At 60.5% G+C, this 21,005-nt stretch carries 18 protein-coding genes and 1 tRNA gene; 11 read left to right on the top strand and 8 right to left on the bottom strand.

The window, feature by feature from the left end; all coding sequences use genetic code 11:
* Nucleotides 1-33 precede the first annotated feature (33 nt).
* Both AB1E33_RS02360 and AB1E33_RS02365 read left to right on the top strand, forming a co-directional pair.
* Nucleotides 34-1,533 carry a CoA-acylating methylmalonate-semialdehyde dehydrogenase gene (locus AB1E33_RS02360; RefSeq protein ID WP_372575643.1) on the top strand — a complete coding sequence of 500 codons (1,500 nt, stop codon included), beginning with the start codon at nt 34-36 and terminating at the stop codon, nt 1,531-1,533.
* Nucleotides 1,534-1,647: 114 nt separating this feature from the next.
* The gene (locus tag AB1E33_RS02365) at nt 1,648-2,262 is read left to right on the top strand and encodes a L,D-transpeptidase (protein ID WP_372575644.1); all 615 of its coding nucleotides are present in this window, start codon (nt 1,648-1,650) and stop codon (nt 2,260-2,262) included.
* A 115-nt stretch (nt 2,263-2,377) separates the two neighbouring features.
* On the opposite strand, the gene AB1E33_RS02370 is transcribed toward AB1E33_RS02365, so the two are convergent.
* The 5 genes from AB1E33_RS02370 to AB1E33_RS02390 all read right to left on the bottom strand — a co-directional run bounded on the left by AB1E33_RS02370 (nt 2,378) and on the right by AB1E33_RS02390 (nt 7,154).
* Nucleotides 2,378-3,229, bottom strand: a complete 852-nt coding sequence (locus AB1E33_RS02370; RefSeq protein WP_372575645.1) for a class I SAM-dependent methyltransferase — start codon at nt 3,227-3,229, stop codon at nt 2,378-2,380.
* 769 nt (nt 3,230-3,998) lie between these two features.
* On the bottom strand, nt 3,999-4,211 hold the full coding sequence (locus tag AB1E33_RS02375) for a hypothetical protein (RefSeq protein ID WP_372575646.1): 213 nt from the start codon (nt 4,209-4,211) through the stop codon (nt 3,999-4,001).
* A gap of 156 nt (nt 4,212-4,367) precedes the next feature.
* Nucleotides 4,368-4,583 (bottom strand): hypothetical protein, encoded by a 216-nt coding sequence (locus AB1E33_RS02380; RefSeq protein WP_372575647.1) that lies wholly within the window; start codon nt 4,581-4,583, stop codon nt 4,368-4,370.
* A 300-nt stretch (nt 4,584-4,883) separates the two neighbouring features.
* Nucleotides 4,884-6,149 (bottom strand): Hint domain-containing protein, encoded by a 1,266-nt coding sequence (locus AB1E33_RS02385; RefSeq protein ID WP_372575648.1) that lies wholly within the window; start codon nt 6,147-6,149, stop codon nt 4,884-4,886.
* A gap of 132 nt (nt 6,150-6,281) precedes the next feature.
* Nucleotides 6,282-7,154 (bottom strand): MurR/RpiR family transcriptional regulator, encoded by an 873-nt coding sequence (locus AB1E33_RS02390; RefSeq protein WP_372575649.1) that lies wholly within the window; start codon nt 7,152-7,154, stop codon nt 6,282-6,284.
* Between the two features lie 94 nt (nt 7,155-7,248).
* Here AB1E33_RS02390 and AB1E33_RS02395 point away from each other — a divergent pair, with 94 nt between their 5' ends.
* From AB1E33_RS02395 to AB1E33_RS02435, 9 genes are all read left to right on the top strand, one after another.
* Nucleotides 7,249-8,043, top strand: a complete 795-nt coding sequence (locus AB1E33_RS02395) for an N-formylglutamate amidohydrolase (RefSeq protein WP_372575650.1) — start codon at nt 7,249-7,251, stop codon at nt 8,041-8,043.
* A 31-nt stretch (nt 8,044-8,074) separates the two neighbouring features.
* The gene (locus AB1E33_RS02400) at nt 8,075-8,593 is read left to right on the top strand and encodes a TRAP transporter small permease subunit (protein ID WP_372575651.1); all 519 of its coding nucleotides are present in this window, start codon (nt 8,075-8,077) and stop codon (nt 8,591-8,593) included.
* Nucleotides 8,593-9,918 carry a TRAP transporter large permease gene (locus AB1E33_RS02405; RefSeq protein ID WP_372575652.1) on the top strand — a complete coding sequence of 442 codons (1,326 nt, stop codon included), beginning with the start codon at nt 8,593-8,595 and terminating at the stop codon, nt 9,916-9,918. Before AB1E33_RS02400 ends, AB1E33_RS02405 begins: the two co-directional genes overlap by 1 nt.
* A gap of 68 nt (nt 9,919-9,986) precedes the next feature.
* Nucleotides 9,987-11,021 carry a TRAP transporter substrate-binding protein gene (locus AB1E33_RS02410; RefSeq protein WP_372575653.1) on the top strand — a complete coding sequence of 345 codons (1,035 nt, stop codon included), beginning with the start codon at nt 9,987-9,989 and terminating at the stop codon, nt 11,019-11,021.
* A 133-nt stretch (nt 11,022-11,154) separates the two neighbouring features.
* On the top strand, nt 11,155-12,798 hold the full coding sequence (locus AB1E33_RS02415; RefSeq protein WP_372575654.1) for a Na/Pi cotransporter family protein: 1,644 nt from the start codon (nt 11,155-11,157) through the stop codon (nt 12,796-12,798).
* A 32-nt stretch (nt 12,799-12,830) separates the two neighbouring features.
* Nucleotides 12,831-14,195, top strand: coding sequence for a glutamine synthetase family protein (locus tag AB1E33_RS02420; RefSeq protein ID WP_372575655.1), 1,365 nt, complete (start codon nt 12,831-12,833; stop codon nt 14,193-14,195).
* 3 nt (nt 14,196-14,198) lie between these two features.
* Complete coding sequence (locus AB1E33_RS02425) at nt 14,199-15,575, top strand: aldehyde dehydrogenase family protein (RefSeq protein ID WP_372575656.1); 1,377 nt, start codon at nt 14,199-14,201, stop codon at nt 15,573-15,575.
* Nucleotides 15,576-15,579: 4 nt separating this feature from the next.
* On the top strand, nt 15,580-16,725 hold the full coding sequence (locus tag AB1E33_RS02430) for an iron-containing alcohol dehydrogenase (protein ID WP_372575657.1): 1,146 nt from the start codon (nt 15,580-15,582) through the stop codon (nt 16,723-16,725).
* A 184-nt stretch (nt 16,726-16,909) separates the two neighbouring features.
* Entirely contained in the window at nt 16,910-17,632 is a 723-nt protein-coding gene (locus tag AB1E33_RS02435) for a putative outer membrane beta-barrel protein (protein WP_372575658.1), read from the top strand.
* A 117-nt stretch (nt 17,633-17,749) separates the two neighbouring features.
* On the opposite strand, the gene AB1E33_RS02440 is transcribed toward AB1E33_RS02435, so the two are convergent.
* The 3 genes from AB1E33_RS02440 to lon form a co-directional block, all read right to left on the bottom strand.
* Nucleotides 17,750-17,824, bottom strand: a tRNA-Val gene (locus tag AB1E33_RS02440).
* Between the two features lie 30 nt (nt 17,825-17,854).
* The gene (locus tag AB1E33_RS02445; RefSeq protein WP_372575659.1) at nt 17,855-18,235 is read right to left on the bottom strand and encodes an HU family DNA-binding protein; all 381 of its coding nucleotides are present in this window, start codon (nt 18,233-18,235) and stop codon (nt 17,855-17,857) included.
* A gap of 179 nt (nt 18,236-18,414) precedes the next feature.
* Nucleotides 18,415-20,829, bottom strand: a complete 2,415-nt coding sequence (gene lon / locus AB1E33_RS02450) for an endopeptidase La (protein WP_372575660.1) — start codon at nt 20,827-20,829, stop codon at nt 18,415-18,417.
* Nucleotides 20,830-21,005 lie beyond the last annotated feature (176 nt).

The raw sequence follows: 21,005 nt of genomic DNA on the forward strand, positions 1-21,005 counted from the left end.
TGGTAGCCCCAAATTGAACCGGAGGAGTCTGAGATGCAGGAACTGTCCCACTTCATCAATGGTGCGTACGCCGCCGGAGCGTCCGGCCGTTTTGCCGATGTCTTCAACCCCGCCACCGGCGAAGTGCAATCGCGATGCCCGATGGCCAGCGTAGCCGAAACCACAGCCGCCATTGAAAACGCTGCCGCCGCGCAGCCTGAGTGGGGGGCCACCAACCCGCAGAAACGCGCGCGGGTGATGATGGCGATGGTCGGGCTGATGAACCGCGACATGGACAAGCTGGCCGAGGCGCTCAGCCGCGAGCACGGCAAGACCCTGCCCGACGCCAAGGGCGACCTGCAGCGCGGGCTCGAGGTGATCGAGTATTGCATCGGCGCACCGCAGATGCTGAAGGGCGAGTACACCGACAGCGCCGGTCCCGGCATCGACATGTACTCGATGCGCCAGCCGCTGGGCGTCGTAGCGTCGATCATGCCGTTCAACTTCCCCGCCATGATGCCGCTCTGGCATGTGGGCCCCGCGCTGGCCTGCGGCAACGCCGTGGTGTTGAAACCCTCTGAGCGCGACCCCTCGGTGCCGCTGATGCTGGCTGAACTATTCGTCGAGGCCGGGCTGCCCAAGGGCGTGTTCCAGGTCGTCAACGGCGACAAAGAGGCGGTCGACACCCTGCTGGACAGCGAGATCATTCAGGGTGTCTCCTTTGTGGGGTCCACCCCGATCGCGCAGTATATCTACTCCCGCGCCACCGCGAACGGCAAACGCGCGCAGTGCTTTGGCGGCGCCAAGAACCATATGATCGTGATGCCGGATGCTGACATGGACCAGGCCGCCGACGCACTCGTAGGGGCCGGGTTCGGCGCCGCGGGCGAACGGTGCATGGCCGTTTCGGTTGCCGTTCCTGTGGGCGAGGACACCGCTGACGCCCTGATCGAGAAACTGGTGCCCCGCATCGAAAAGCTCAAGGTCGGCCCCTACACGTCAGGCGACGATGTCGATATGGGTCCGGTCGTGACCCGCGATGCGAAAGAGCGGATCATGGGCCTGATCCAGTCCGGCGTCGATCAGGGTGCAGAACTGGTGGTCGACAACCGCGATTTCAGCTTGCAAGGCTATGAGGACGGCTTCTTCGTCGGCCCGCACCTCTTCGACCGCGTGACCCCTGACATGGACATCTACAAGCAGGAGATCTTTGGCCCGGTCCTGTCCACCGTGCGCGCAGGCTCCTACGAAGAGGCCATCGGTCTGGCAATGGATCACGAATACGGCAACGGCACTGCCATCTACACCCGCGATGGCGACACCGCCCGCGATTTCGCCAGCCGCATCAATATCGGCATGGTCGGCATCAACGTCCCGATCCCGGTGCCGCTGGCCTATCACACCTTCGGCGGCTGGAAAAAATCCATGTTCGGCGACCTCAACCAGCACGGGCCGGATTCGTTCAAGTTCTACACCCGCACCAAAACCGTCACCGCGCGCTGGCCCTCGGGCATCAAAGAAGGCGGCGAATTCAACTTCAAAGCCATGGACTGACGTAACGACATCTGCTGCCCGGCCCCCTGCCGGGCAGCAATCACAGTCTTTTCATCTGCCCCCTCTGGTCAGACGCCGCGCGAGCCCCTATTTTCTGCGCGAAGAATTGAGCAGATGATGGAGGCAACTTTGCCGAACTCCCGGATCACCCGCCGCGGCGCCCTGCTGGGCGTTGCCGCCACCCTCGCAACCCCGGCCCTTGTGCGCGCCCAAAGCAGCGACGCCTTCCCGCAGACCGAACAACCCATCAGCGCGCAAGTGCCGGTGAACCGCAACGTCTCGTCCTTCCGCCGCCAGAACTGGCAGGACCATTTCGACACGCTGGGCAAGGGTGCGCTGCTGGCCGACATTACCAGCCGCGCGGTGCACTATTGGGGACCCGATGGCGAATATCGCCTTTTCCCCTCTTCGGTCCCGATGAGCGAGGAACTGACCAAGCGCGGCTATACAAAAGTGGTGCGCAAGACCGAGTTCCCAAGCTGGACCCCCACATCCAACATGCGCGAACGCGACCCGACTCTGCCGGTTCGGATAGAAGGCGGCGATCCCGGCAATCCACTGGGCACCCGCGCCATGTACCTGGACTGGCCCGCCTATCTGGTACACGGCACCCACGACACCCGCAAAATCGGACGGATGAGTTCATCCGGCTGCATCGGCCTCTATAACGAGCACGTGGAACAACTCTATCCGCTGGTCCAGATCGGCACTCAGGTGCGCCTGATCTGAGGCGCATCATCCGATAGGAACGCACTCGGGTCTGGGGCAACGCCCCAGCGCCTGCATGGCGTGAATGCAAACAAAAAATGCATGCCGCAGGCGTTCCTTTCCGGAAAAAACCCGCTCAGCGTTTGCGCACCCACAAGCTCTGTGCCCGTCCACCTTGCAGAAACGGCAGCGCCTGCGTCGCGTCGGGGCGGTCCTGCTGTAGGTAGTACCCGGGCCAGAGCATCTCATACCCGCCGCCCTGCAACAGCACATGCAGCATGTATTGCTCGCCCCAGGACGGGCAGTCATAGAAAAACCGTTTGGGGTATTCATAGGGCAGGAAAACATCATGCACATGGATCACCACACCCGGGGCCAGCTGCGGAATGATGTTGCAGAACAGATGTGCTACATCATTTCCAAGTCGCACCTGATGGCTGGAATCGATGAACAGCACATCGCCCGCCCCAAGCGTTGAGAACAGCACCGGATCGACCTCTTCCACCCGCTTCTGCTCGAACGCATCCACCACATGGGCGATATCGGCACGCGGATAGGGATCGATGGCGGTGATCTGTGTCTGCAACCCGCCATCCAGCGCTGCCTGCCGAGTTACACGGGTGGAATTGCCGCAGCCCACTTCGATCACCCGTGACGGCGCATAGCGGCGGATCATCAGATAGAGCGCATCCGCATCCGGGCGGTCGTAATAGCCGTTCATGGGCAGATAACCGGTCTGGTTCCGCCCCGGATCCTGCAGCGCGTGCAGGCTCTCGGCATGGGTCTCATATTCCGCCACCAGAGGCGCGATATCGAACCCTTCCATCCCCGGAGACAAGGCATAGGCGGGCCGCTTCAGCCCTCCGCGCCGCTCGAAACCCACAAGCCGCTCGCGTTCGGCCATCTCGTCCATTCGATCGATGAGCTTGACATCAAACGGATCAAGCAACGCATTGAGTTTCGGGAATTTCCGCTTTTTCTGTTTCACGCCCGCTCCTGATCCTGATCCTGCACGTTTCCGGCTCAATAGCGGGATTTGCCGGAAGTTCAAACCCAAGCTGCACAGTGCCGCAGGCGCATCCAGCGATCAACAATTCGCAACGCATCAGATATCCCGGCAAAATGACCTGAATCTGGCTTTCAACTTCGTTTCATTCCCTCTGTCTTCAAGATTGATCGATTTCAGTTTCCAGTACCACTAAAGGTATTCGGCAAAGGCCGGTTGCGCCTTCGCCGCTTGGGCAAACGCGCCCATCGACCTGATCGGGATCAAACGACATCAAAGCGCTTTCTCAATTCCAGCGCTCTGCCATACGGTCGGCCCACCAGAAAGAACCGGCATATGACCGACGAAAAAGCAAACCATTGGGACCAAGCGGGCTTGAAATGTTCACAAGACTCATCTTGGACGCGGCCGCAGATTGCCGGTACCTTGGCGCGCTGCAGGCTCCTGCCGCTGGGTTAGAGGCGAATGACGGGCTGGCGGTTCGGTTGTCGTTCCGCCTTGGCCACCTTAAATGCGTTCTGAGCGATCGGGCGCAAGCGGGACAAGGTCCGTTGTTTCGCGTCCGGGCGCGCCTCCTAGTCCATCGGAACATGCAGAAGGGTCGCCAGAATGTGCACATAAAGCAGGCCGGATCCTCTTTCCCCACCAGAGTTTAGCCACAAAAAAACGCATCCAACGCGTTCTCGGGAACAACCTACCCCGGCTCCAGCCCCTGCACACAGCGCAGGATCGTCGTGAAGTCCAGAAGCATCTAGGCAATGTCGTGGCCAACCGGCGCGGATTGACTTTTCGAGATATCGGTCCCCCCCAACTGCCAACCATCAAAGATCAGGTTGCGCATATGGAAATCCCCATGCTGGATGGCGGATACGGTGTCTTGCCCCTCGTAGTCAGGCGCCCGCTCGAATAGCGTATCGAACCCGCTCAGAAGCAGTTGCCTGGCAACGACCTTCGTTTTGCCCAAGATGATCCTGTCCCGCAGATCGCCACAAAACCGTAGCGTATTTCTTAGGTTGAAAACCCCGCGAGGCCTCGAATTTGGTGCGATGAAAGGCGTCAAGCCATTGCCAAGTGAGCCTAAGCAGAGCCAGTTGCTGATCAGGCGTGGTGCAAGCGTCTCTCAATGTTCAGAGACGGGGCGACCAATGACGTATTGCATCAGGCTCGCCTGATTATAAGCGTCCAGAAATACTGGATTCGGAAGCGTCAACTGACTGGAATGCGCAAAGGCGTCGATAGCCTGCGCGTGGGCAGAGTATTTGGATGCAAACCGGTCCGGTGCATTCGGGCACAGCTGAAACTTGTAGGCGTAGGGACCACAATCGGGGTGTTCCACGGCATAGCTTATACGAGAGTTGGGCACCGTCACGCCGTGCAAGACGCTCCGTTTGCCACCCCGGTTGCAGGCAGATCGGCACCTTCAATAACCTGATACCGAGCCTGCATCGCCGGTGTTTTCAACGCCGCATCATGCCTGAGCAACAAGTCAAATTCGGGATCGGTCAACACTCTGCCGGCTTTGCCAATGTGAACCTCCGCCCACCACCATAATGAAGTGCAATTGAACCGGCAGGCGAAAGGCGTTTCCGACATAATCGCCCGTACAACAGCCGCGCGGTCGATCCGGAGTGGCGGATTACAGGAGGCTCTGTGGCCCTAACAGCGACCCTTCGGCGCGGCGTAGGAATGGGCGGGCGGCAGAGCTCGCCTTGCCACAGGCCAATTCCGGGAACATACCTATAAGTTCCTCAAAACAGGCGCGGTCGGCCTTCAGGATATGTGCACCCGCGTAAAAGCTTTCCATCGGAACATTCTCGCAGAACACGATCTCGTGCCGGTCAAACATCAAGTGAACATAGGTAACCTGATCGCATGGCGCGCTGTGAATGCGGTCTCCGTCGCACAGATGCCGGGCAGCACAGAGCACTTCGGGGGCATGAAAAAGCAACTCGCAGCGCCAGCCCGAAAGCAGCACCCGATGCTGGGGCGAGACTCGGATCGGTCGGTCATTGCCGATCGCACCAGGTGCAAAACGCACGGGTGCGTGTCGACCCCGACCCGGCACGCAGCACCTGCCGATCCAGCGGATCGGTTGCGGGCCGTGATCGAGCGTTTCGACATGATCGCCCACGGACAGCGTTTCAATCGCGCATTCGCCGTGCAGAGTTCGGATCAGCGTCCCTTCTGTAAAACAGGCAATCTCGACATTCTCGACGTTCTGATAGGTGAAGCTGTTGCCGTTCGACATCGTGACGGTGCCGTCGTTGGCGCCGGGAGAAGACGGCGTGACGGTAGAGCCCCATGGAACGATAAGCGTGTCACTACCATTGCCGCCATCCACGAAATCGGTGTTCAGCCCGGCATGGATCTCATCGCGCCCGCCGCCACCAAGTAGGCTGCCTGCACCATCTTCGGCAAAAAGCGTGTCGCGCCCGCCTCCGCCCCGGAGGGTGTTGTTGCCGCCCGATCCGCCGCGCAGAACGTCGTTGCCCTGACGCCCAAAGATATTGTTATCGCCCGATCCGCCCTGCAGCGTGTCATTGCCGCGCCCGCCATCGAGCCTGCCGCCGAGACTGCCATCATCGGTGAACGTGTCATCGCCCCGCCCCCCGGTATATCCCCCGGCATTCAGCCCGACAGACCCGCTGACATTGCTGTCATTGTCGTTGCCGGTATATTCGACGAACTGGCTGAAAGATCCCGCCGCGATATCGGCATTGGTATAGGTGGTGACAGCGGTGGTATTGGTGTTTGTAAAGGTGATCGAGCTTCCGGTCATGGTGACTTGGAACGCGTCGCTGATGCCTGAGACGTCGATGGTGCTATCCGGCCCTATATCAAGCGCCGCCCAGAAGGCCGCATTGTTGATATCGGCGTTGGTCAGGGTAAGGAAAACAGGCATCGCGCGTCCCAAAAAGCAAATTAAAGTTGCCAGAAACAACTTACCGATACGTTAGCAAGCTCTTGGGGCTGACGCTACCGACAGGATAGAAACGGCCTCGACTGGTGGATCTTGAGCAACGGGGAGAACGCCTTATGCCTGTCCCCTAAACAGCCGTGTGGACGAGAACATCGCCTCCAACTCCTCGATCCGTTCCTTGCTCTGCTCCCAGCGGGCATCCTGCACCTCGGCGATCAGCGCCTCAACGATCAGCATGAGCGCGATGGTGCTGTCCCAACTGGACGGCGCCTCGACCAGAGAGTTGAACGTATAACGGGCCGAGCGCGCGATGGGCGATCCCCATTGGTCGGTGAACAGCACCACCGTAACCCCGCGATCCGAGGCGATCTGCGCCAGTTTGGCAAGATGCGCCTCATACCGGCGAATGTCGAAGATCACCAGGACCGAGGCTTCGTCCATATCCAGCAGGTATTGCGGCCAGACATTGGCGGAATTACCCAGCATGGTCACATTGGGCCGGATGATCTGCATGTGGTTATAGAAGTAATCGGCATTGGACCGCGTGATGCGCCCGCCCACCACGTAAAGCGGACGCGCTGTATCGGCGAGCAGCCTGGCCACCGCGTCAAACATGCCCGTGTCGATCCGGTCGAGCGTATGGCGCATATTGGTCCAGGCGGCCTGGGCGAACCGTGTCAGCGGGTGCTCGGCCCCCTCATCCACCACCCAGGCGTCGCGCTTGGCGATGGGTTTCTTGATCTGTGCCGCTACCTCGTCGCGCAAGGCGTCCTGCAGCGCCGGAAAGCCGTCGAAACCCAGCTTGCGCGCCATCCGGATCACTGTCGGGGTCGAGACGCTGGCGGCGTTGGCAAGCTTGGTGATCGATTGCAGCCCACCCATCGGATAGTCCTGCAGCAGGATCGAGGCAAGCTGGCGCTCGGAGGGTGTCAGCGCCTCCATCTCTTCCTGGATCAACTGCTTGACGAGCTTTGTGGTCGGGGTCACGGGCGGGTGTCCTGATTACGATCGCTACAGCCTATGCAGTTTTGTAATCATGTCTACAGAAATATTGTTGACAGCCAGCGCAAAGCTGTAACCAATGCTACACATGGCAATCGATCCCGAGTCACCCCTACTGTCCGCGCTGGAAGCTCCGGCGGCGCGCGTGCTGAACGCGCAAGGCACCGGTGCTGCCGTTCTGGTATGCGAACACGCCAGCCGGTTCATCCCGGCGGTGCTGGATCGGCTGAGGCTGGACGGGGAAGTGACACAGTCCCACGCGGCCTGGGATATCGGGGCGATGGAACTTGCGGTAGAGCTGATGGGCGCACTGGATGCGCCTTTGGTCCATTCGCGGGTAAGCCGGTTGGTCTATGACTGCAACCGCCCGCCCGAGGTCGACAGTGCCGTTCCGGCGCGCAGCGAACGGTTCGACATACCGGGCAATCAGGGGCTGAGCGCGGCGCATCACGGGCAGCGGGTGCGCGATGTCTATATGCCGTTCCGCGACCTTCTGGCCGAGGTCCTGACCGCGCGCGCAGAACCGCCTCTGGTCATCACAATTCACAGTTTTACGCCTGTTTACAATGGCGTATATCGCAACACTGAACTTGGCATCCTGCATGATACGGATGACCGGGCGGCGCAGGCTCTGTTGAATGCATCCGCCGATTGCGGGCTGCGCGTGGCGTTGAACGAGCCGTACTCCGCCCGCGACGGCGTGACCCATACATTGCGCGAGCATGCAGTTTCACGCGGGCTGCACAACGTGATGCTAGAGGTGCGGAACGATCTGGTCGACACGCCCCAGGGTGTGAACCGGATCGCCGGGCTGCTGTCACCGATGTTGGCCGATCTGGCCAGGGACCTTTCAACAGCGGCGGTGGCGTCATGATCGGGTGCACCATGATCAAGGGTCCGGAGGTTTGAATTTTCTCAGGGGATATGTTCGTGTCGTCGATCGGCTGAACCTCTGGATCGGGCGGGTTGTGATGTATGGCATCTTTGTCATGATGGGCATCCTGCTCTGGTCGTCGATCTCGAAGACCTTTTTTCTGCCCTCGCTCTGGACGCTGGAAATGGCGCAGTTTGCCATGGTGGCCTATTACGTGCTGGGCGGTCCTTACTCGATCCAGATGGGCAGCAATGTGCGGATGGACCTGCTCTATGGCGAGTGGTCGAACCGGCGCAAGGCGTGGACCGATGCGATCACCGTCCTGTTCCTGATCATCTATCTGATCGTCATGCTCTATGGCGGCTACGACTCTCTCAGTTATTCGCTGCAATATGGCGAGCGCAGCCCGACCGCCTGGCGGCCGTATCTGTGGCCGATCAAGTCGATCATGATCGTGGGGCTGTTCCTGATGCTGCTGCAGGCAGCGTCGGAACTGTTCAAGGACATCCTGCGCCTGAAGGGCGACGACATCCCGCGCGAGGTGATCTGATGCCCTATGAACTGATCGCCATCCTGATGTTCTCAACCATGATGCTGATGCTGCTGACCGGGCAGCGGGTGTTCGGGGCCATCGGTTTTGTCGCCGTGGTGGCGGCGCTGCTGCTGTGGGGCGACCGGGGCGGCTATGACCTTGGGTTCTCGGCCGCGATGAAGCTGATGAAATGGTATCCGCTGCTGACGCTGCCGATGTTCATCTTCATGGGCTACGTGCTGTCGGAATCAAAGATTGCCGATGATCTTTACAAGATGTTCCATGTCTGGATGGGTGGGCTGAATGGCGGGCTGGCGATCGGCACGATCGGGTTGATGGTGCTGATCTCGGCCATGAACGGGTTGAGCGTGGCCGGCATGGCCATCGGGGCCACCATTGCGCTGCCGGAACTGCTCAAACGCGGCTATGACAAGAAGATGGTGACCGGCGTCATTCAGGCCGGGTCGTCGCTGGGCATTCTGGTGCCGCCCTCGGTGGTGCTGGTGCTTTATGCGATGATCGCGCGGCAGCCGGTGGGGCAATTATGGCTCGCGGGTGTAGTACCGGGGCTGATGATGGCAGCGATGTTCATCCTTTACATCGCCATCCGGTGCAGGTTGAATCCGTCGCTTGGGCCGGTGCTACCCACCTCCGAACGCGACTTGCCGCTTCGTGAAAAGCTGGCGCTGTTGCGCGCGGGACTGCTGCCGTTGGGCATCTTCGCAGCGATGATGGTGCCTTTTGTTAACGGTTGGACCTCGCTTGTCGAAAGCTCGGCCATCGGGGCGCTGACTGCCTTTGCTGCTGCCGTCCTGAAGGGCCGGATGACACGGGCCGTGTTCGAGACCTCGGTACGCTCGACGCTGGGCATCACCTGCATGTTCATGTGGATCATTCTGGCTGCGCTCGCCTTTGGTGCGGTGTTCGACGGGCTGGGCGCGGTCAAGGCCATCGAGAACCTGTTTACCGAGCGTCTGAGTCTGAACCCCTGGATGATCCTGATTCTGATGCAGCTGAGCTTCATCCTGATGGGCACCTTTCTGGACGACACCGCGATGCTGGTGATCGTCGCGCCGCTTTATGTGCCGCTGGTGGGCGCGCTGGGGTTCGACCTGATCTGGTACGGAGTGCTCTATACGATCACCACCCAGATCGCCTATATGACGCCACCCTTCGGCTATAACCTGTTCCTGATGCGGGCCATGGCCCCGCCCGAGATCACGCTACGCGACATCTACGGCTCGATCCTGCCCTTCGTGCTGGTGATGGTGCTGGCGCTGGCGATCATCATGACCTTCCCGCAGATCGCGCTGTGGCTGCCGGACTATGTTTACAACAAGTGATCCCGGAGCGAACCGGGGCGGATAATGACGAGGTTTCGTTGAGTGAGACCAACAATGGGAGAGAAGACATGACCAACAGACGTACATTCCTGAAAGGCGCCGCCGCCGCCCCGGCTGCCGCCGCGCTGGCCACACCCGCGCTGGCACAGGGCAAAATCACCTGGCGGATGCAGACCTATGCCGGGGCCGCATTGGCCGAGCATGTGATTGACCCGGCCATCAAGATGTTCAACCAGATCGCTGGCGACCGGATGCAGATCGAACTGTTCTATGCCGATCAACTGGTGCCCACGGGCGAGCTGTTCCGCGCCATGCAGCGCGGTACAATTGATGCGGTGCAATCCGACGATGACTCGATGGCTTCGCCCACCGAAGTGACGGTGTTCGGCGGCTATTTCCCCTTTGCCTCGCGCTACAGCCTCGATGTGCCGGTGCTGTTCAACCAATACGGGTTGAACGAAATCTGGGACGAGGAATATTCCAAGGTCGGCGTCAAACATATCAGCGCCGGTGCCTGGGACCCCTGCCATTTTGCCACCAAGGACCCGATCAACAGCCTCGCTGACATGAAGGGCAAGCGCATCTTCACCTTCCCCACCGCGGGCCGGTTCCTGGCACAGTTCGGTGTGGTGCCAGTTACACTGCCCTGGGAGGATATCGAGGTCGCGGTGCAGACAGGCGAGCTTGACGGCATCGCATGGTCGGGCATCACCGAGGATTACACCGTCGGCTGGGCGGATGTGACCAATTACTTCCTGACCAACAACGTTTCGGGCGCCTGGGCGGGGCATTTCTTTGCCAATTTGGATCGCTGGAACGAGTTGCCCGAGGATCTGCAGACCCTGTTTAAGGTTTGCTGTGACCAGTCGCATTATTATCGCCAGTGGTGGTATTGGGGTGGCGAGGCCAGCCTGCGGGTCAATGGCGACAAGATGCAGCTGACCACCATCCCGGACGAGGAATGGGCGCAGGTCGAACAGGCCGCCGTCAAGTTCTGGGATGAGATCGCCGCCGAAAGCCCGACCAAGGCGAAGGTGGTCGAGATCTTCAAGAAATACAACGACGTGATGCAAAAGGCCGGGCGGCCCTATCGCTACGGCTGATCCGTCGGGTTTGACCCTTCCCCCGGCGCGGATATGGTCGCGCCGGGGTTATCTTTGACCGAAACCTGAGGAAACAGGAAAGGATACTCCACTGGCCATCGCAGGTTTCATAGTCGAGATTTTCGCGGCAACGATGTTGCTGCTTTTTGCCGTGCGCTTTGTGCGCACCGGGATCGAACGGCGCTTTGGCGCGATGTTCGAACGATTACTCACGGGGCACACCAACACCTTGCTGGCGGGCCTGTCGGGCACCGCCCTGGCGGTGGTGATCCAAAGCTCGGCCGCGGTGGCGCTGCTGCTGACCGGTTTTGCGGCGGCGGGCATGGTGGGGTTCGGCTTTGCCTTGGCCGGAGTGCTGGGGGCCGATCTGGGTTCGGCGCTTGTGGTCCAGCTTCTGTCTTTCGATCTGCGCTGGCTGATGCCCTTTCTGCTGGCGACCGGCGGTTGGCTCTACCTGAAATCCGACCGCAATCACACCCGACTGAACGGACGGATCATTCTGGGTATCGCCTTTATCCTGATCTCATTGCAATTTCTGCGCGAGGCGGTCGACCCGATCCGCGAAAGCGCCTTTCTTCCGGCAGTTGCGGGCTATCTCAGCACCGACTATTTCGCCGCCTTTCTGGTCGGCGCCGCGCTGGCCTTCGTGATGCATTCCAGCGTCGCCGCAATCCTGATGTGCGTGGCGCTGGTGCAGGTGGATGCCCTGCCCTTTGCGGCTGGTCTGTCACTGATGCTGGGCGCGAATCTGGGCGGTGCGCTGATCCCGATCTGGCTGACCCGCGACCTGCCGCCCGTGCCCAAACGCATCCCGCTGGCCAATTTCCTGCTGCGCGGGTCTGCGGCATTTCTGTGCCTGATGGTGATCAACCTGTTCGATCTGTCCGGGGCGCTACTGCTGGGACAACCCGGCCAGTCGCTGGTCAGCGCCCATATCGGGTTCAACCTGCTTCTGGCGCTGAGCGCGCTTGGCATCGTCCGGCATCTGGAAAAGCCGATGAGTTGGGTGCTGCCGGAGCAAGAAGACGAAGAGGCAACCACCTCTGACCTTCTGGAACCGCTCAGCCCGCTGGATGCCCCGCACGGATCGCAGGCGGCGGTCGCGATGTCCTCGGTCCGGCAGGAACTGCTGCAGATGGTCGCGCGGGTCGAACGGATGATGCGGCCTGCGCTTGACCTCTACCAGAATGACGACCCCGAAGCGATTGCCGCCTTGTTGCAGGAGGATGAGAAGGTGAACACCCAGTTCACCGATATCCGCCGCTACGTGGCCCGGATGCCGCGCCAGAACATGAGCAAGTCCGAGATCAAGACCGCCCGGTCGCTGGTCGAATATGCCATCCGCGTCGAAGCGGCCGGCGATATCGTGTCGAAACGCATGACCGGTTTTGCCAAGGCACGCCACGACGAACGGGTGCAGTTCTCGGCTCCCGGCTGGAAAGAACTGTCTGACCTGCACAAAGCCGTGACCGAGAGCTTTGCGCTGGCCCGCCACGTGCTGCTGGTGGACGATCTGGAATGCGCCCGCCGTCTGGTTCTGGACAAGGCCGAGGTCAAGCGCATGGAGCGCGCCAGCCGCAAGGCGCATCTGAAACGTCTCGAACGCGGCACCGCTGAAAGCTTCCAGTCCAGCGACCTGCATCTGGAAACCCTGCGCGCGCTGCGCGACCTGCATGGCCATATCGCCTCGGTCGCCTACCCGATCCTCTACCGCTCGGGCCAGATCCTGGAAACACGGCTGGTAACCGAAATGAAAAGCGAGCGGGTCAATGACTGATCCCCGGAAACGACAGAAAACGGATTGACGCCATGAGTGATGCATCTGCTCTGAAAGAGCTTTCGGCCAAGGTGGCCAGCGGCGAGGTGGATACAGTACTGGTCTGCCTTGTGGACATGCAGGGCCGGTTGATGGGCAAGCGATTTCACGCGCAGAACTTCCTCGACTCTGCTTGGCAGGAAACCCATTGCTGCAACTACCTGCTGGCAACCGATCTTGAGATGGCGACGCCCGACGGCTATGCGGCAACCTCGTGGGAGGCAGGGTATGGCGATTATGTCATGAAGCCCGATCTGTCCACACTGCGCCCGATGCCCTGGCTGGAGGGCACGGTGCTGGTGCTGTGTGATGTGCTGGATCACCACACGCATGAACCCGTCCCACATTCCCCGCGCGAGGTGTTGAAACGCCAGATCGCCCGCGCCGCGGCGCTTGGACTGACGCCGATGATGGCGACCGAGCTGGAGTTTTTCCTGTTCGACCGCACCTATGACGCAATCCGCGCCGGGGGCTTCCGCGATCTGACTCCGATCTCGGGCTACAACGAGGATTACCACATCCTGCAGACCACCAAGGAAGAGCATGTGATGCGCCCCCTGCGCAATCACCTGTTCGCTGCTGGCATCCCGGTGGAAAACACCAAGGGTGAGGCCGAGGCCGGTCAGGAAGAGCTGAACATCCGCTATGCCGAGGCTCTGGCCTGCGCCGACCATCACACGATTGCCAAGCACGCCACCAAGGAAATCGCGCATATTCAGGGGCATGCGGCAAGTTTCTTACCGAAATGGCACGCGGATCGCGTGGGCTCGGCCAGCCATGTTCACCTGTCGCTCTGGCACGGGAATGACCCCGCCTTTTACGATCCCGACGCCCCTCATGGGTTGTCGGAACTGGGGCGGCAATTTTGCGCGGGCATGATCAAATACGCACCCGATTACACCGCGTTCCTGGCGCCCTATGTGAACAGCTACAAACGCTTCATGAAAGGTACATTTGCCCCTACCAAGACCGTCTGGTCGGTGGACAACCGCACCGCCGGTTTCCGGATGTGCGGCGAAGGGACCAAGGCGGTGCGGATGGAATGCCGGATCGGCGGATCGGACCTCAACCCCTATCTGGCGCAAGCCGCCCTGCTGGCGGCAGGCCTCAAGGGGATCGAGGACAAGCTGGAGCTTGCCCCACCCACGGCAGGCGATCTCTATGAAGACGCCGATGCGCGCGAAATCCCCCGCACGCTGCGCGACGCGGTCGAGACGCTGCGCGGATCGGACATGCTGCGTGCGGCGATGGGTAACTGGGTGGTTGACCACTACACCCGCTGCGCCGAATGGGAGCAGGAAGAGTTTGACCGGGTGGTGACGGACTGGGAAATCGCCCGAGGATTCGAGAAAGCCTGAGACATGACAAAGACAACACAATGTATCTCTCCGATCGACGGATCGATTTATCTGGAACGCAGCACTCTGTCGCCCGACGCGGCCCAAGCCGCCGCCGCTAGCGCATTGCAGGCACAGCGCGACTGGGCGGCGCGGCCTCTGGCCGAGCGTATCGCGCTGGTGCAGGCGGGTGTGGCCGAGGTGGGTAAGACTACCGATCGGATGGCGGTGGAACTGGCGCATCAGATGGGCCGCCCCATGCGCTATGGCGGCGAATTCGGCGGGTTCAAGGAACGCGCGCTGCATATGGCCAAGATCGCCGAAGAGGCGCTCGCACCGATCATCGTCGAAGAGAGCGATGCGTTTCTGCGCAAGATTGCCCGCGAGCCCCATGGCGTCGTGCTGGTGGTGGCGCCGTGGAACTACCCCTACATGACCGCGATCAACACCGTGGCCCCTGCCCTGATCGCGGGTAACGCGGTGCTGCTGAAACACGCCGCGCAAACCCTGCAGGTGGGCGAGCGGCTGGCCGAGGCCTTTCATGCCGCAGGCATCCCCGAGGATGTGTTTCAGAACCTGGTTCTTGACCATGACACCACATCCGAGCTGATCTCGGGGCGGCACGTGAATTTCGTCAATTTCACCGGCTCCGTGGGCGGTGGGCAGGCGATGGAACGCGCCGCGGCTGGCACGTTCATCCCGGTCTCGACCGAGTTGGGCGGCAAGGACCCGGGCTATGTACGCGCGGATGCCGATTTGGATGCCGCCGTCGAAACCCTGATCGACGGCGCCATGTTCAACTCCGGCCAATGCTGCTGCGGGATCGAGCGGATCTATGTGCATGGCACCTTGTTCAACGACTTCGTGGAAAAGGCCGTGGCGCTGGTCAACGGCTACAAGCTGGGCAACCCGCTGGACCCGGACACCACGCTTGGACCGATGGCGCATGTGCGGTTCGCCCGCGTGGTCCGCGACCATATCGAGGATGCGATGGCCAAGGGCGCCACCGCCCATATCGACCGCTTTGACGCCGATGATGGCGCCGCCTATCTCACCCCGCAGATTCTGACCAATGTGACCCACGACATGGACGTGATGCGCGAGGAAAGCTTTGGCCCGGTCGTGGGCATCATGCCGGTGAATGACGACGACGAAGCGATTGCACTGATGAATGACAGCCAGTTCGGGCTGACCGCGTCGATCTGGACCCGTGACGCCGCCAAGGCCGAAGAGATCGGCGCAAGGCTGGAAACCGGCACCGTGTTCCTGAACCGCTGCGACTATCTCGACCCCGGCCTGTGCTGGACCGGCTGCAAGGACACCGGGCGCGGCGCGGGCCTGTCAGTGCTGGGGTTCCACGCCCTGACCCGTCCGAAATCCTACCATCTGAAGAAGGCGTGAGCCCATGAAACTCGTTGGAAACTGGTCCTACCCCACCGCGATCCGCTTTGGCGCGGGGCGTATCTCTGAAATTGCCGAGGCCTGTGTGGTCGCCGGGATCACCAGGCCACTGCTGGTCACCGACAAGGGGCTGGCCAACCTGCCCGTCACCCAATCCACGCTCGACCTGATGGAGGATGCGGGGCTGGGCCGGGCCATGTTCTCGGATGTGGACCCGAACCCGAACGAGATCAACGTCGCGGCAGGCCTAGCTGTCTATCGCGAGGGCGGGTTCGACGGGGTCATCGCCTTTGGCGGTGGCTCGGGACTGGATTTGGGCAAGGTGCTGGCCTTCATGGCCGGACAGACCCGGCCTTTGTGGGATTTCGAGGATATCGGAGACTGGTGGACCCGTGCCGATCCGACAGGCATTCACCCAGTCGTGGCAGTTCCCACAACTGCCGGAACCGGGTCCGAGGTGGGGCGCGCGGGAGTCATCACCAATTCCGAAAGCCACGAGAAGAAGATCATCTTCCACCCCAAGATGCTGCCCGTGCAAGTGATCTGCGACCCGGAACTGACCGTCGGTATGCCAAAGGTTATCACCGCCGGTACCGGCCTCGATGCCTTTGCGCACTGTGTCGAGGCCTATTGCTCGCCGCATTATCACCCGATGTCCCAGGGCATGGCGTTGGAGGGCATGCGGCTGGTCAAGGAGTACCTGCCCCGCGCCTATGCCGATGGCAGCGATCTTGAGGCGCGCGCGCATATGATGTCGGCGGCGGCGATGGGGGCGACCGCGTTCCAGAAGGGTTTGGGCGCGGTCCACGCGATGAGCCACCCGATCGGCGCGCATCACCACACCCATCACGGCACGACCAACGCCGTCTGCATGCCCGCCGTGCTGCAATTCAACCGCCCCGCCGCCGAAGGCGTGCTGACCCACGCCGCCGCCTATCTAGGCATCGAAGGCGGGTTCGACGGATTCTGCACCTATGTGGACGGGCTGAACGCCTCGCTCGGTATTCCCAAAACGCTGACCGATCTGGGGGTGCACGACCCCGATCTCGACATTCTGGTGCGCGATGCGCTCAACGATCCCTCCACCGGAGGCAACCCGGTGGAAATGACGGCAGATAACACGCACAAACTTTTCGAGGCCGTGCTGTAACTCCCACTGAGCAAACACCGCCAATGCCTGCGAAACGGGCACAGGCGGTGTTCTGCCTTGAGTTGACCAATTCTCACCCAGCGACTGTTTTGCGCTTTCACTTCTGCACCACGGAAATTATACCTGACGCCAGAGCGCGACAGCGCCGAACGCGGACAAAACGCCCGCAAACAGGAGCAGTTTGATGAAAAACATCATCGTAGCCGGGGCCTTGGCCTCGAGCCTTTGCGTTGGCGCGGCCAGCGCAGCGGAAATCACCGGCGGATATTTCGATCTCGGGTATTCCAGCTTCACCGACAGCGACGACGGATCCAAGTTCTACGGGGCTGGTTCCGGGGAACTTGGCTTCACCCGCAATTTCAGCGTTCAGGCGGATTTGGGCGTGTATCGCTTCAGGGAAGTCAGTGAGACCGCGTATAACGGCACCCTTCACGCAATCTACCATACCAACGATAACCTGTCGCTGGGCGGCTATTACAACCGCGACGAAATCGACGGCGGAATCGACTCAAACAGTTTCGGGATCGAAGCGGGCTATGAGACCGGTATCTTGGGGCTCGAAGGCTATGTTTCACGCATTGATTTTGTGGACAGCGATTTCGACGATGGCAACTTGCTTGGCTTCAAAGTGGAAGGCAGCCCGTCCAGCCAGTTCACTCTGTCGGCCTCGGTGGATTATCTTAACGGCCCGGACGATCTTGAGTTGACCCGGTTCGGAGTTAGTGCCGATTACGAGGTCGGAGAAGGTGCCCATGTCTATGGCGAACTTGGCAGAGCCCGGGTGGACATTGGCAGCGGAAGCGAATCCGAGACCTTTATCGGCGCGGGTCTGCGCCTCAACTTTGGCGCGAAACGCGGCACGACCTTCGGCCGCCGTGGTCTGCTCGACAAGCTTCCTGGCGCTTGATCAAAACGCGCCCGGCGGCCGCGCTGCCGGGCGTTCAGAACTTGCCGCTCCGCATCGGGGATCGCTGCATCAAACTCTATGAGAAAGCCGAAATCCGCTTGCCTGGAATGGGAAGAATGGTGGGTGATAAGAGATTTGAACTCCTGACATCTTCGATGTGAACGAAGCGCTCTACCACTGAGCTAATCACCCGTGCGCGCGGTATTAGCGCTAGTCGGCGGGCTACGCAAGAGGTTCTTTCTCCTTGCCTTCAACCGCTGCCGGTTGCCGCAACCGACAAATTACAACCCGGCCATTTGCCTTTTCTTCACTGCGATTGATCTTGAGTTTTCCGAATGGCTGCAGGTTCAACTCGCGCCCTTCCGCAACCGTTTCGCCGAGGATGGCCAACAGCGCCTCGATCGCCGGTTTGGCGTCCTTTTTCTTGATGCCAGAGCGGGCAACCACCTGCTCGATCAGCTCTTTCTTGCGCAGCTCGGGCGCATTCACGACAGGCGAGGATACGGTGACCACTTTCGGTTCCGGCGCTGCCGTGTCAGCCGGTTTGGATGCTGTGGATGTCTTGCTCGCGTCGCTGGATGTCTTGGTGGATTTCCGTGCCATTTCCTGCCTCATTGAGTGACTTTTGAGGCAAGTTTAGCGGGCTATACCCATAATTACCACAACAGCTAGTGATTGAGCCATATTTGTGGGTCTCTGGTCCCCAAGTGCAACATGACCGTCGAAAAACATAGCGGGGCGGGCCAATTGGCCCGCCCCGCTAACGACAAACAGGTGTCGCGTCAGTGCGCGGTCGCAACAGGCCCCTGCCCGGACGCGGCCGTCGCGGCGCGGGCTGCTGCGGCCTCTTCCTCGGCCGCCTCATCCCATTCGATGGGCTCGGGCACTGAGATCAGCGCTTGTTTCAACACCTCGGACACGTGGGCCACCGGGATGATTTCAAGACCTTCTTTTACATTGTCCGGGATCTCGGGCAAGTCCTTCTCATTTTCCTGCGGGATCAGCACAGTCTTGATACCACCACGCAGCGCTGCGAGCAGCTTCTCCTTTAGCCCTCCGATGGCCAGCGCATTGCCGCGCAATGTGACCTCACCGGTCATGGCGATATCCTTGCGCACCGGGATACCGGTCAGCACCGACACGATCGAGGTCACCATGGCCAAACCGGCGCTGGGGCCGTCCTTTGGCGTTGCGCCCTCGGGCACGTGCACATGGATGTCCCAATTGTCAAAACGCGTCGGCTTGATGCCAAGCTGCGGGCTGATCGAGCGGACATAACTCGATGCTGCCTCGATGGATTCCTTCATCACATCGCCCAGCTTGCCAGTTGTCTTCATCCGGCCCTTGCCCGGCAGGCGCAGCGCCTCGATCGACAACAACTCCCCCCCGACCGAGGTATAGGCAAGCCCGGTCACGACACCGACCTGATCTTCTTTCTCGGCCAGACCATAGCGGAATTTCGGCACACCCAGGAAATCATCCAGATTGTCTGGCGTCACCTCGATGGACTCGGCCTGTTTCTTGATGATCTTGGTCAGCGATTTCCGTGCCACCTTGGCGATCTCGCGCTCAAGGTTGCGCACCCCCGCCTCACGCGTATAGGTGCGGATCATCTCGGTCAGCGCCGCGTCACTCAGGGCGAATTCCTTGTTTTTCAGCCCATGGTTCTTGACCTGCTTGCCGATCAGATGCTGCTTGGCAATTTCACGCTTTTCATCTTCGGTGTAACCCGCCAGCGGAATGATCTCCATCCGATCCAGTAACGGCCCGGGCATGTTGTAGCTGTTCGACGTGGTCAGGAACATCACGTTCGAAAGGTCATATTCAACCTCTAGATAATGATCCATGAAGGTGTTGTTCTGTTCCGGGTCCAGCACCTCGAGCATGGCCGAAGCCGGGTCACCGCGGAAATCCTGCCCCATCTTGTCAATCTCATCGAGCAGGATCAGCGGGTTCGTGGTCTTGGCCTTTTTCAGCGCCTGGATGATCTTGCCGGGCATCGAGCCAATGTAGGTCCGGCGGTGGCCGCGAATTTCGGACTCATCCCGGACGCCGCCCAACGAGATGCGAATGAACTCGCGTCCCGTGGCCCTGGCAACGGATTTGCCCAGCGAGGTCTTGCCGACACCCGGAGGGCCGACCAAGCACAGAATCGGACCTTTCAGCTTTTTTGAGCGTTGCTGCACTGCCAGATATTCGACGATCCGTTCCTTGACTTTCTCAAGCCCGTAATGGTCGTCATCGAGGATTTGCTGCGCCTTGCCGAGGTCCTTCTTGACGCGCGATTTGGTGCCCCACGGGATCGACAGGATCCAGTCGAGATAGTTGCGCACCACTGTGGCCTCTGCCGACATCGGGCTCATGTTCTTGAGCTTTTTCAGCTCGCCTTCGGCCTTTTCGCGCGCCTCTTTCGACAGCTTGGTCTCGGCGATCTTGGCTTCCAGCTCGGCGACCTCGTTGCCGCCCTCTTCGCTGTCGCCCAGTTCCTTCTGAATGGCCTTCATCTGCTCATTCAGGTAGTATTCACGCTGGGTCTTCTCCATCTGGGATTTGACCCGCGTCTTGATCTTCTTCTCGACCTGCAGAACGCTCATTTCGCCCTGCATCAGGCCATAGACCTTCTCCAGCCGCTCGCTGACGCTGAGCGTCTCCAGAAGGTCCTGTTTCTGATCCACCTCAATGCCCAGATGACCCGCCACAAGGTCGGCCAGCTTGGCTGGCTCCGAGGACTCACCCACGGCGGCAAGCGCCTCTTCGGGAATGTTTTTGCGCACTTTGGCGTAACGCTCGAACTCGTCGCCGACCGAACGCAGAAGCGCCTCGGTGGTGGTCACGTCGCCGGGAATCTCGGTCAGGTATTCGGCACGCGCCTCGAAGAAATCCTCGTTCTCGAGGAATTCAGTGATACGCACCCTTGCCTGCCCCTCGACCAGCACCTTCACGGTGCCATCGGGCAGTTTCAGCAATTGCAGCACATTGGCCAACACGCCTGCAGTAAAGATGCCATCGGAATCCGGATCATCAACCGCCGGGTCGATTTGGCTGGACAGCAGGATCTGCTTGTCGTCCTGCATCACCTCTTCCAGCGCGCGGACCGATTTCTCGCGGCCCACAAAGAGCGGCACGATCATGTGCGGAAACACCACGATGTCACGCAGAGGAAGGACGGGGTAGGACGAGTTGAGAGGCTCTTGCATGCTCTTTCCTTATCATTGGCAAGACGGCGCGGGTCCCTGTGTCAGGCAACCCCTGGCCATCTCCGGTCTAAGAGGTGTGAAATGGGGCGCGAGCGCTCGCTTTTCAACCTTACCTGTACGCGACCCACAATGGCGTGAAGCCCGAAGAGCCGCAAGGCGATATCGCGTCACATTCG

Source organism: Ruegeria hyattellae, assembly GCF_041537925.1.
Lineage (GTDB): Bacteria > Pseudomonadota > Alphaproteobacteria > Rhodobacterales > Rhodobacteraceae > Ruegeria_C.